The organism is Anaeromyxobacter terrae, assembly GCF_022690685.1.
Classification (GTDB): Bacteria; Myxococcota; Myxococcia; order Myxococcales; family Anaeromyxobacteraceae; genus Anaeromyxobacter; species Anaeromyxobacter terrae.
Window position 1 is genome coordinate 58741 of record NZ_JALCYY010000016.1, and the last position, 11717, is coordinate 70457.

Genomic DNA, 11717 nt, shown 5'->3' on the forward strand with positions numbered 1-11717 from the left:
TCGGGCCGCGGAACGCAAGCTCTCGCTGCCCGGCGCAGGGCGTCCGGAAGATCGCGTCGCCAGCCTGCTCGGGCTTCATCGCGTATCCAGGTCGTGCAACCAGGGACAAGTGAGCCCTTCCCAGCCCGTGCGGGCTATTACGAATGGGAGGAGACGGACCGCCGCTCGATGAACAGCTTGTTACGTCCCGGGGGGACGGCGATGCAGGCTCTTCGTGAACGGATCACGGCGCGAACCGCGTTCGTCGGCGTGGTCGGACAGGGGTACGTCGGCCTCCCGCTCGCGCTCGTGTTCAGCGAGGCCGGCTTTCGGGTGATCGGGTTCGACGTCGACGCCGCGAAGGTCGCGGCGCTCTCCCGAGGCGAGTGCTACATCCAGCACATCGGGCCGGAGCGCGTCGCGGCCGCCGTCGCGAGCGGGTTCACGCCGACGACCGACTTCGACCGGCTCGCCGAGTGCGACGCGATCCTCATTTGCGTCCCCACCCCGCTCGGCCGGCATCGCGAGCCGGACAACTCGTACATTCACCAGACGGTCCGCCAGATCGCGCGCCGGCTCCGGCCGGGGCAGCTCGTCGTGCTCGAGTCCACCACGTACCCCGGCACCACCGACGAGGAAGTTCGCCCGATCCTGGAGGAAGGTGGGCTGCGAACTCCGGAGGACTTCCTGCTCGCGTTCTCGCCGGAGCGCGAGGACCCTGGGCGCACCGACTTCACCACGAAGAGCATCCCGAAGGTCGTGGGCGGCGTGAACACGGCCTCCACCGAGGTCGCATCCGCGCTCTACGCGGCCGCGCTCGATCATGTGGTGCCCGTGCGCGGCGCGAGCGTCGCCGAGTCGACGAAGCTCCTCGAGAACATCTTCCGCTCGGTCAACATCGCGCTCGTGAACGAGCTCAAGGTCATCTTCGACCACATGGGGATCGACGTGTGGGAGGTGATCCGGGCCGCGTCCACGAAGCCGTTCGGGTACATGCCGTTCCATCCCGGTCCGGGCCTCGGAGGCCACTGCATCCCGCTCGACCCATTTTACCTGGCGTGGAAGGCGGCCGAGCACGGGGAGTGGGCGCGCTTCATCGAGCTCGCGGGCGAGATCAACGCACGCATGCCGCGGTACGTGGTCGAGAAGATCGCAGAGGGCCTGAACGAGGACGGCAAGCCGCTCAAGGGCTCGGCGGTCCTCGTTCTCGGGCTCGCGTACAAGGCGAACATCGACGACGACCGCGAGTCGCCCTCGTACGAGATCCTGGAGCTCCTCGAGGAGCGGGGCGCGCGCGTCGACTACTGCGATCCGCACTTCCCGGCGTCGCGGAAGGGGCGCAAGCACGATCTCCGTCTGCACTCGGTCGCGTGCGATGCCGAGACCTTCGCGCGCTACGACGCCGTCGTGGTCTCCACAGCCCATGACGTGTTCAAGGATGCGGCACTCTACGAGGGGGTCCGGCTCGTAGTGGACACCCGGAACGCCGTCGCGCCGCTGTTCAGCGGGGGCGATGGCCCGCGCATCGTGCGGGCCTGAAACGCTCATGGGGGCGCCCCCACGTCGGCGGACTGAGCGTGCGGCGGCGTGAAAGACCGTGCACCGGATCCGCGGGACGCGCGAAGGGTACACGGATCGTCCGCGCTCGCACCGGGCCGCGCCGCCTGGGCGTGTTCGCAGGCACCTCGCCCGCGCGCGACCCGGCCAGATTGCGCCAGGTGGGCGACCCTCTCATGCCCGGGAGTCAGTGGACTCGCCGTGTGAGACAAGAGCACATACCTGTCACTGCACGATCCAGGGGGATGTCCGGGAGGCGGTTCGGGAGGGTAGTGATGGCCCACGCTGGGTCCGTCGGCTGGGATGGGATGGGTAGTCTTCGCAGCCTGCGTGCCGTCGTTCAGGCCGCGGTGCGCGACGGAATCGACGCGTCGCCAGTTCCGCCGGCAATCCGATACGCGATCATCATCGCCTCGGACGGGGTCGCGTCGATCGTCGCCCTGGTCGTCGCGCTGTGGCTCAGGTTCGACGGTGAGATCCCGGCGGGGTACGCGCGCCTGATCCCGGCCGCGGCAGGCACGCTGGTCGTGGTGCGGCTTGCGTGCAACGCCTCCGCGCGCCTGCACCGCTGGTCGTTTCGTCTCGCCGGCCTCGCGGAGGGGATCCGCGTCGCCGCGGCGGCAGTCGCCGGGACGGTCCTGTTCGTGGCCGCGTCCTGGGTGCTCGGGCTCCACCTCCCGCGGACCGTGTACGCGCTCGAGCTCTTCCTGTCGGCGACCGCGTTCGGAGTGGTTCGCTTCCTGCCGCGCGCCGCGTTCCGGTGGGCCGGCATGTGGTCCCAGACCCTCGCCGGCGCGCCGCGCGCGCTCATCATCGGCGCGGGGCACGCGACCGAGCTGCTCGCGCGCGATCTCCGCCGCGCCTCGGAGGCGCAGTACCAGCTCGTCGGCTTCATCGACGAGAACCCGCACATGGTGCGCTGCCGCATCGATGGGATCCCGATCCTGGGCGGGATCCACGATCTCCCGATGCTCATCCGGCGTCACCGGATCGCGGTGATCCTCCTCGCCGATCCCAGGATGCCCGCGGCGCGGATCCGCGAGGTCGTCGCGCTGTGCGCCAGGTCGAGGGTCCGGTTCAAGATCACCCCGGCGTCGTGGGCGCACCTCGAGCGCCGTCTCTCCGGCGCGATGCTCGAGGACATGTCGCCGGAGGACCTCATGCCGCGCGCCGCGATCGCGTTCGACGAGCTCGAGATCCGTCGCCTCGTCGCCGGTCGCCGGGCACTGGTGACCGGAGCGGGCGGCAGCATCGGCGGCGAGCTCGCTCGGCAGCTCGCGCGAAACGGCGTTCGACAGCTCGTCATGGTCGACATGAACGAGAACGAGCTCTATCTGCGCCGCCTCGCGCTCGCGGAGGACCACCCCGAGGTGGACATCCGGTGCGAGGTCGCCGACGTGCGGGAGCCGGAGCCCCTGCGCCGCCTGGGCGAGCGCTACCGGCCGCAGGACGTCTTCCATGCCGCGGCGCACAAGCACGTCCCGCTCATGGAGGACGCGCCCGCCGAGGCAGTGAAGAACAACGTCTTCGGCACCATGAACGCGGCGCGGATGGCCGACGAGTGCGGCGCCGAGCGGTTCGTCCTCATCTCGACGGACAAGGCGGTGAACCCGACCTCCGTGATGGGGGCGACCAAGCGCGTGGCGGAGCTGATCGTCCGCAACATCGCCCGCCGGTCGGGGATGCGCGTCACCGCCGTCCGGTTCGGCAACGTGCTCGGCTCCTCGGGAAGCATCATCCCGATCTTCAAGCACCAGATCGCGCGCGGCGGCCCGGTGACGGTCACGCACCCGGATTGCATGCGCTACTTCATGACGATCCCGGAGGCGGTCGGGCTCGTGTTGCTCGCCGGGCTCGGCGGCCACGGCGAGCTCTGCGTGCTCGACATGGGCGAGCCGGTCCGGATCGCGGACATCGCGGGCAGCATGATCACCCTCTCCGGCCACGTCCCAGGCGAGGACGTCGAGATCGTCTACACGGGGCTGCGGCCCGGCGAGAAGCTCAACGAAGAGGTGCTCACCGAGCAGGAGGAGCGCTCGCTCGTCGTGCGGGACGGCATCCGCGTCACGCAGAGCCCGCCGCCGCCGCACGATCTCGACGCCCGGCTCGAGGAGCTGAGGCGATTCGCGAACGACGGGAACCGCGAGGCGATCCTGGCGGCGCTGAGATCGCTCGTCCCCACGTACTGCGCCCGGCCAGGTCTGCAGGACGAGCAGGGCTCGCCGTACACGACGCGGAAGCACGGCCCGCGCGAGCGGATCGCCGGAGCCGGTTGGCCGGCGACGCTGTGAGCATTGCAGGGGAGGCGGAATGTCGAACGACCGGGCGAAGGGCGACGCGGTCGTAGAGGTGAACTTCGGAGCTGCGACGCTGCGCGATCTGCCGCCGCCCCAGTCGGCGCTGGCGCCGCGGAGCCCGCCCTCTCTCGTCGAGGTGCTCCACACGCTCGCCGCCGAGCGCTGGCTCATCGCGGGCGTCCTGCTCGCGGCCCTCGCGCTCTCGGTCGCGTACCTGTTCGTCGCGACGCCGATCTACGAGTCGAACCTCGTCCTGCAGATCGAGGAGCGCTCCAAGAAGCTGACCGGCCTCGAGGATCTCTCGGACTTCATGGCCGCCGCCGCGTCGCCCGCGGAGACGGAGATCGAGATCATCCGCTCCCGCTCGCTCATCGGCGGGGTCGTCGACGAGCTCGGGCTCGACGTGGAGGCGACGCCGCGCCGTGCGCCGCTCTTGGGCGCGGCGCTCGCCCGCCGGTGGCGGGGTGCAGGACCCGCCCCGGCGCGCTTCGGGCTCGAGCGCTACGGCTGGGGTGGCGAGCGGATCGATCTCAGCCGGCTCGAGGTTGGCGAGGACCTCGTCGACGACACCCTCGTGCTCACCGCGCTCGAGGGCGGTCGCTACCGGATCGGCAGCGCCGACGAGCCGAGGCTCCTCGAGGCGGCCGTCGGTTCTCGCGCCTCGGGCGGGGAGGGGGCGCGCTCGGTCGAGATCGTCGTCCACGAGCTCGTCGCTCGCCCGGGCACGCAGTTCCTCGTGACGAAGCACGATCGCGCCGGCCTGGTGTCCCGCATCCGCCGCGCGCTGGGCGTGCAGGAGAGCGGGAGGAAGACCGGCATCCTCGTCGCGACGCTCGAGGGCCCCGAGCCGCAGCGGGTCACGTTCCTGCTGAACGCGATCGGTCGCGCGTACCTGCGCCGAAACGTGGAGCGGAAGTCCGCGGAGGCGGCGCAGATGCTGAGCTTCCTCGAGTCGCAGCTGCCGGTGCTGAAGTCGGGCGTCGACGCTGCCGAGGTGGCCCTGAACGCGTTCCAGAAGGAGAACCGCCTGGTGGACATCTCGCAGGAGGCGGAGGCGATGCTCGAGCGCGCCGTGAGGATCGAGGGGGCGCTGCAGGAGCTGCAGCTCCAGGCCACCGACCTGCGCCAGCGCTTCACGGAGAATCACCCGGCCATCGTCGCCATCCAGCAGAAGATCGCGCGCATGCAGGGCGAGCGCGCCGCGCTCGACCAGCAGATGCGGGCGCTCCCCGGGCGCGAGCTCGACTCCGTTCGCCTCGCCCGCGACGTCAAGGTCGCGTCCGAGCTGTACGTCCTCGTCCTCAACAAGGCGCAGGAGCTCAAGGTCGCGCGCTCGGGCGTCGTCGGGAACGTCGCGGTGCTGGACGCGGCGGAGGTGCCGAGGCGGCCGAGCAGCCCGCAGCGCGGGCAGGTCCTGTCCCTGGCGCTCATCCTCGGTCTGGGCCTCGGCGTCGGCATCGCCCTGGTGCGCAAGGCCTTCGACGAGGGTGCTGTCGATCCCGACGAGATCGAGGCGCGCACCGGTCTCCCGGTGTACGTGATGATCCCGCACAGCGAGGTGGAGGCCCGGCTGGACCGCGACGCGCGCCGGGTTCCCGGCTCGTATCGCGCTGCCCTCACTCAAGCGGCGCCCGACGACCTCGCCATCGAGGGGCTTCGGAGCCTGCGCACCGCGCTCCAGTTCGCGCTCGTCGAGGCCCGGAACAACGTGATCGCCCTCGGCGCGCCATCGCCCGCGGTCGGCAAGTCCTTCATCTCGGTGAACCTCGCGCACCTCCTCGCCGCCGCCGGCCGCCGCGTGCTGCTCGTCGACGGCGATCTCCGCCGTGGCCGCCTCCATCGCTACTTCTCGCTCGAGCGCACCCCAGGGCTGTCGGACGTCGTGAGCGGCGCGACCCCGCTCGAGCAGGCGCTCCGGCGCACGCTCGTCGAGCGGCTCGATCTCCTCTCGACGGGGCGGATCCCCCCGAACCCCGCCGAGCTCCTCGCGAGCCACCGCTTCCAGGCGCTGCTCGCAGAGCTCTCGGAGCGCTACGACCTCGTCATCGTCGACACGCCGCCTGTGCTCGCGGTCACCGACCCGACCCTGGTCGCGCGCCACGCCGGCGTGAACCTGCTCGTCCTCCGCGCTGCAGCGCACTCGGTGCACGAGATCGCCCTCGCCGTGAAGCAGCTCGGCCAGGCGGGAGTGCGGGTCCAGGGTGCGATCCTGAACGAGATGGCGGAGAAGGGCGGCCGCTACGGCAGGTCGGGCCGGTACCATCGGTACGAGTACCGCTCCGAGACCACCTGACCGGGCGCCGGCCGGCGCCGCGCGGGGGCACGCCCGCCGGCGCCGCCCGCCCGAAAATGGACCGGTGGGGTCCCGCAAACACCCGTTCTCGCGAGGTTTTCGGCATGGTCGGCGAGTGACGCCGGCCGACGCGACGTGCTATAGGGCCGGAGCTTTCCCGACCTGCGTCCGCCGCCGGCTTTCCGCCCTTTGGCGGGCGCCACGTTCCGTCGGGAGGAGGAGCGACCGTGATCGAGGCGTACCTGAAGCACGAGGCGGAGCGGAAGGCGCAGGGCATCCCGCCCAAGCCCCTCGACCCCGCGCAGACGCGCGAGCTCGTGAAGCTGCTCGAGAGCCCGCCCAAGGGCCAGGAGGCCTTCCTCCTCGGGCTCCTGCGCGACCGCGTCTCCCCGGGCGTCGACCCGGCCGCGGAGGTGAAGGCCGGGTTCCTCGCCGACGTCGTGAAGGGCGCGAAGCGCTCGCCGCTCATCTCCAAGAAGGAGGCGGTGCAGCTCCTCGGCACGATGATGGGCGGCTACAACGTGCCGCCGCTCGTCGCGGCGCTCGCCGACCCCGCGCTCGCCGACGACGCCGCGCAGGCGCTCTCCCACATGACCTACGTCTACGGCGCGTTCGATCAGATCGTCGCGCTCGCGAAGACGAACGCCGCCGCGAAGAAGGTGCTCGACGCGTGGGCGAAGGCGGAGTGGTTCACGAGCCGCCCGGGCGTCCCGGCGCAGGTGAAGGTGAAGGTCTTCAAGGTCGACGGCGAGATCAACACGGACGACTTCTCCCCCGCGGGCGACGCGTCCACCCGGCCCGACATCCCGCTCCACGCGCTCGCGATGGGCAAGACCCGCTTCAAGGGCGGCCTCCAGACCATCGCGGAGTTCCGCGCGCAGGGCTTCCAGGTCGCCTTCGTGGGCGACGTGGTCGGCACGGGCTCCTCCCGCAAGTCCGCGTGCAACAGCGTGCAGTGGGCCATCGGCGAGGACATCCCGTTCGTCCCGAACAAGAAGCGGGGCGGCGTCATCATCGGCGGCGTCATCGCGCCGATCTTCTTCGCCACGGCGCAGGACTCCGGCGCCCTCCCGATCCGCGCCGACGTGACGAAGCTGAAGACGGGCGACGTCGTGGTCGTCGACACGGTGAAGGGCGAGCTCCGCAGCGAGGCGGGCGAGGTCCTCTCGACCTTCAAGCTCGCGCCGAACACGCTCGCCGACGAGTACCGCGCCGGCGGCCGCATCCCGCTCACCATCGGCCGCGCCGTCACCGAGAAGGCGCGCGAGGCCGCGGGCCTCCCGCCGACCGACCTCTTCGCGAAGGTCACGAACCCGCAGCCGAAGCCGGGGCAGGGCTACTCCCTCGCGCAGAAGATGGTCGGCAAGGCGTGCGGGATCCCGGGCGCGCTCCCCGGCGGCTACTACGAGCCGAGGATGACGACGGTCGGCTCCCAGGACACGACGGGCCCGATGACGGCGGACGAGCTGAAGGAGCTCGCCTGCCTCAAGTTCCAGGCGCCGATGTTCATGCAGTCGTTCTGCCACACGGCGGCCTACCCCAAGGCGGCCGACGTGAAGATGCACCGCACGCTCCCGCAGTTCGTGCAGGAGCGCGGCGGCGTGCCGCTCCGCCCGGGCGACGGCGTCATCCACTCGTGGCTGAACCGCCTCCTCCTGCCCGACACCGTCGGGACGGGCGGCGACTCGCACACGCGCTTCCCGATCGGCATCTCGTTCCCGGCGGGCTCCGGCCTCGTCGCCTTCGCGGGCGCGCTCGGGTTCATGCCGCTCGACATGCCGGAGTCGGTGCTCGTCCGCTTCAAGGGCAAGCTCCAGCCCGGCATCACGCTGCGTGACGTCGTGAACGCCATCCCCTACTGGGCGATCCAGCAGGGCCTGCTCACGGTGCCGAAGAAGAACAAGAAGAACGTCTTCAACGGCCGGATCCTCGAGATGGAGGGGCTCCCGGACCTCACCGTCGAGCAGGCGTTCGAGCTGACCGACGCCGCGGCGGAGCGGAGCGCGGCGGCGGCGGCGGTGAAGCTCTCCGAGAAGAGCGTCGCCCAGTACCTGCGCTCGAACGTGGCGCTCATGAAGAAGATGATCGCCGACGGCTACGGCGACGCGAAGACGCTCGCCGGCCGCATCGCGGCGGCCGAGGCGTGGCTCGCGAAGCCGGAGCTCCTCTCCGCCGACGCGGGCGCCGAGTACGCCGCGGTGATCGAGATCGACCTCGCCCAGATCACCGAGCCGATCCTCGCCTGCCCGAACGACCCGGACGACGTGAAGAAGCTCACCGACGTCGCGAACACCAAGATCGACGACGTGTTCCTCGGCTCGTGCATGACGAACATCGGCCACTTCCGCGCCGCCGGAGAGATCTGGAAGGGCCAGAAGTTCAACCCCGCGGTGCGCACCTGGATCTGCCCGCCCACGCGGATGGACCAGCAGCAGCTGAAGGACGAGGCGTACTATTCGACCTACAGCGCCGTCGGCGCCCGCATCGAGATCGCGGGCTGCTCCCTCTGCATGGGCAACCAGGCGCGCGTGCCGGACGCCGCGACGGTCTTCTCGACGTCGACCCGCAACTTCGACGACCGCATGGGCAACGGCGCCAAGGTGTTCCTCGGCTCCGCGGAGCTCGGCGCGGTCGCGGCGACCCTCGGCCGCCTGCCCACGCCGGCGGAGTACTTCGCGGCGTACCAGGAGAAGATCGCGCCGAAGGCGGGGCAGGTGTACCGGTACCTGCAGTTCGACGAGCTGGAGGGCTACCAGGGCCTCAAGGTCGTCGCCTGAGGCTGCGGCGCGTCTCGCGCCGGTGACATTCGAGCGGCGCGCCGTCCTCGGACGGCGCGCCGCGCTCGTTTCTGCGGCGCGCACCTGCGCGTCGAGGGATCAGGACGCCGCGCCGGGCTGCTGCTGCTCCCAGGTCCGCTCGTCGATGGCCCGCTCGATCCACGCGAGGTGCCGCTGCTCGTCGGCGTAGTTCCGGCGCACGAGCTCGAGGACGTCCTCCGGGAACGGCTTCGCGAGCGCGCGCGCGTACGTGGACGTGGTGAGCTCCTCGTTCGGCTTCATGGCGCGGAGCGCCTGCTCCATCCCGAGCCGGGCCCGCAGGCCGGTCACGCTGCCCAGCAACGTCCCCTTCATGTCCGGCTTCGCCTCGGGCGGGCGCACGTTCAGGTCGAGCAGCGCCTTCGAGAGCTCGAGGATGTGGCGCTGGTGGTCGAGCCGGAAGCGCGCCAGCTCCGTCGCGATCGAGCCGTCGCCGATCACCTCGATGGTGCGGTCGTAGGCGACGACGGCGTCGGCGTCGAGCTGCAAGAGGTTCGACAGCTCCTCCGCGATCTCGTGCACGTTCATCTGAGAGCCTCCCGTGGAGAAAGGTGGTGACGCGCCGCGGCGCGCGCATCGCACCTCCGCCGGGCGCGCCCGACTACGGGAGGGCGGCGACGACGGACGTCTGGAACCACAGCGCGCGGGCGAGCGCCTCCTCGATCCAGGCGAGGTGGCGCTCCTCGTCCGCGTGCGCCCGCTCGACGAGCGCGCGGACGTCCTCGGGCAGGGGCAGGGCGAGCACCTTGCGGTGGACCGCGGTCGTGAGCTGCTCGTTGTTGCGCATCGCCTCGAGCACCTCCTGAGCGTTCAGGCGGCGCCGCGGCGGCGTGAGCGCCCCGATGACGACCCCCTTCACGTCCGGCTCGACCTCCGGCGGGCGGGCGCCCATCGCGAGCAGCGCCTCGTGCAGCGCGAGGGCGTGACGCTGGTGCTCCACCTTGAAGAGCGCGAGCTCGCCGCCGATCGCGCTGCCCGGCCCGCCCACCCAGGCGATGGCCGCGTCGTATGCGTGCAACGCATCGATCTCGAGCGCCAGCAGGCGCGACAGCTCCCCGCTCACCTCCGACTGCTTCATCCTGGTCCCTCCTGAGTGAAAGCTGTCATCGATGGATCCAGTCCACTACCCCCCGCCGGGGAGACGACGGGGCGCTCGGACGGTCGAGATGGGGAGACAGGAGCCGTCCGGCGAACGTTCGCGCTTGCGCCCGGGCGGAGGGCGCGCAGGCTTCACGCATGCCCAGGATCGCCGCGATCGAGGTCGTCGAGGACTACACCGAGCGTGCCCGCTGCGACGAGGGGTTCCTCCGGCTGAAGCGCTACCGCGCCCGGAACCGCCGTGCCGACGGGACCACCTCGACCGTCTACCCGATCGACGTCATCGATCGCCCCACGCTGGACGCGGTGGCGGTCGTGCTCTGGGCCCGGACGCCGCGCGGGATCGAGATCCTCACGCGCCGCGGGCTCCGACCGGCCGCGTACTTCCGCCGCGGCAAGCCGGCCGCGCTCCCCGAGCCCGAGTACCTGCTCGTGGAGGAGATCGTGGCGGGCGTGCTCGAGCCGGGCGAGCGGGGGGTCGAGGCGCTGCGCCGGCGCGGCGCGGAGGAGGCGCGCGAGGAGGCGGGGATCGAGATCGCCCCGGAGCGCCTCGAGCTGCTCGGCGGTCCCTTCTTCCCGCTGCCGGGGATCGTGTCCGAGAAGATCCACCTCCTCGCGGGCGAGGTGCCGCGGACGGACGTGGAAGGTCTCCACGAGGCGCCGCACGAGGGAGACGGCTCGCCGCTGGAGGAGGGCGCGCTGCTCGCCTGGCGCGAGCTGCACGCGGCGATCGCGGCGTGCGAGGCCGGGGAGATCGAGGACGGGAAGACCGAGATCGCGCTGCGGCGGCTCGCGGCACGGCTCGGCGCGTAGGCGGCCCCGTGCCGCGGACGTCGCGTTCGGCGCCGCGCCGCGAGCCGATCGTTCAGTCGTTCTTCGCGCCTTCCCGGATCCATTGCAGCAGCAGCTGCGCGTTCGCGTCGGAGAGGATCTTCGCGTGGCCGGTGCCCGTCGGGCGGAGGTAGAGCAGACTCTGCGCCGGGTTCGCCGTGTCGACCTTCTGCAGCGCCGCGGCGTAGGACGTCACGAGATCCGAGCTGCCCCAGGCGTCGCCGTGGCAGCCGCCGCAGTCAGACCGAAGGAACGGGTGAATCTGCTGCGAGAAGGAGACGGCCGCGGGGGTCGCCGGCGTGGTGGGGGTCGTGGGCGTCGTCGCGGCGGTAGGCCCCTTGGCCCCTTGCTGGATCCACTGGAGGACGAGCAGCGCCTCGCTGTCGGACAGCACCTTCGCGTGGCCGCTCCCGCCCGTGGGGCGCACGTAGAGCGGACTCTGCGCCGGGTTCGCGGTGTCCACCTTCCCGAGGGCCGCCTGGTACGACGTGTTCACGTCGGGAGACCCCCAGTCGTTGCCGTGGCAGGCGCCGCACTTCCCCTGGAGCAGCGGGTGGAGCTCCTGCTCGAACGACACCTGCGCGGTCGGCGTGGGGGTCGCCGGGGTGTTGGTGTTCTCGTCGTTCGCGACCTCGCGCGCGTCGCCACACGCCGCGCCGACCGCGAGCCCTGCCACCGCCAAGATCCACGTCCCGCTCCATCCCGTGCGCATCCGGACCTCCGAGACGGAACGCTCGTGACGGTCCGCTCGGGGCGCCATCCCCGGACGGGCAGCCGCACGCCGAAAACGAGAAGGCCCGGCCGGAACGTGCCGGCCGGGCCCTCGCGGACCCCCGCAGCGCGGGG

The 11717-nt window shown here is 71.5% G+C and carries 8 protein-coding genes; 5 read left to right on the forward strand and 3 right to left on the reverse strand.

The window, feature by feature from the left end; all coding sequences use genetic code 11:
* Nucleotides 1–201: 201 nt before the first annotated feature.
* The 4 genes from MNY62_RS09480 (at nt 202) to acnB (ending at nt 8903) form a co-directional block, all read left to right on the forward strand.
* A complete protein-coding gene (locus MNY62_RS09480; protein ID WP_242343941.1) occupies nt 202–1518 on the forward strand; it encodes a nucleotide sugar dehydrogenase in 1317 nt (438 codons plus the stop codon).
* Between the two features lie 293 nt (nt 1519–1811).
* A complete protein-coding gene (locus MNY62_RS09485; RefSeq protein ID WP_242343911.1) occupies nt 1812–3827 on the forward strand; it encodes a polysaccharide biosynthesis protein in 2016 nt (671 codons plus the stop codon).
* 19 nt (nt 3828–3846) lie between these two features.
* On the forward strand, nt 3847–6126 hold the full coding sequence (locus MNY62_RS09490) for a polysaccharide biosynthesis tyrosine autokinase (protein WP_242343912.1): 2280 nt from the start codon (nt 3847–3849) through the stop codon (nt 6124–6126).
* 227 nt (nt 6127–6353) lie between these two features.
* Entirely contained in the window at nt 6354–8903 is a 2550-nt protein-coding gene (gene acnB / locus MNY62_RS09495; protein ID WP_242343913.1) for a bifunctional aconitate hydratase 2/2-methylisocitrate dehydratase, read from the forward strand.
* A gap of 99 nt (nt 8904–9002) precedes the next feature.
* Here the strand turns inward: acnB and MNY62_RS09500 are convergent, their stop codons facing one another.
* The gene (locus MNY62_RS09500; protein WP_242343914.1) at nt 9003–9470 is read right to left on the reverse strand and encodes a ferritin-like domain-containing protein; all 468 of its coding nucleotides are present in this window, start codon (nt 9468–9470) and stop codon (nt 9003–9005) included.
* 73 nt (nt 9471–9543) lie between these two features.
* Nucleotides 9544–10020, reverse strand: a complete 477-nt coding sequence (locus MNY62_RS09505) for a ferritin-like domain-containing protein (RefSeq protein ID WP_242343915.1) — start codon at nt 10018–10020, stop codon at nt 9544–9546.
* A 158-nt stretch (nt 10021–10178) separates the two neighbouring features.
* Between MNY62_RS09505 and MNY62_RS09510 the strand changes: the two genes are divergently transcribed.
* Entirely contained in the window at nt 10179–10853 is a 675-nt protein-coding gene (locus tag MNY62_RS09510; protein ID WP_242343916.1) for an NUDIX hydrolase, read from the forward strand.
* 52 nt (nt 10854–10905) lie between these two features.
* On the opposite strand, the gene MNY62_RS09515 is transcribed toward MNY62_RS09510, so the two are convergent.
* On the reverse strand, nt 10906–11583 hold the full coding sequence (locus MNY62_RS09515) for a hypothetical protein (RefSeq protein ID WP_242343917.1): 678 nt from the start codon (nt 11581–11583) through the stop codon (nt 10906–10908).
* Nucleotides 11584–11717: the final 134 nt, after the last annotated feature.

Coding starts and splice junctions, on each gene's coding strand:
- MNY62_RS09500 (WP_242343914.1), bottom strand. CDS start 9,470: ATGAACGTGCACGAGATCGCGGAGGAGCTGTCGAACCTCTTGCAGCTC.
- MNY62_RS09515 (WP_242343917.1), bottom strand. CDS start 11,583: ATGCGCACGGGATGGAGCGGGACGTGGATCTTGGCGGTGGCAGGGCTC.
- MNY62_RS09480 (WP_242343941.1), top strand. CDS start 202: ATGCAGGCTCTTCGTGAACGGATCACGGCGCGAACCGCGTTCGTCGGC.
- MNY62_RS09490 (WP_242343912.1), top strand. CDS start 3,847: ATGTCGAACGACCGGGCGAAGGGCGACGCGGTCGTAGAGGTGAACTTC.
- MNY62_RS09510 (WP_242343916.1), top strand. CDS start 10,179: ATGCCCAGGATCGCCGCGATCGAGGTCGTCGAGGACTACACCGAGCGT.
- MNY62_RS09505 (WP_242343915.1), bottom strand. CDS start 10,020: ATGAAGCAGTCGGAGGTGAGCGGGGAGCTGTCGCGCCTGCTGGCGCTC.
- MNY62_RS09485 (WP_242343911.1), top strand. CDS start 1,812: ATGGCCCACGCTGGGTCCGTCGGCTGGGATGGGATGGGTAGTCTTCGC.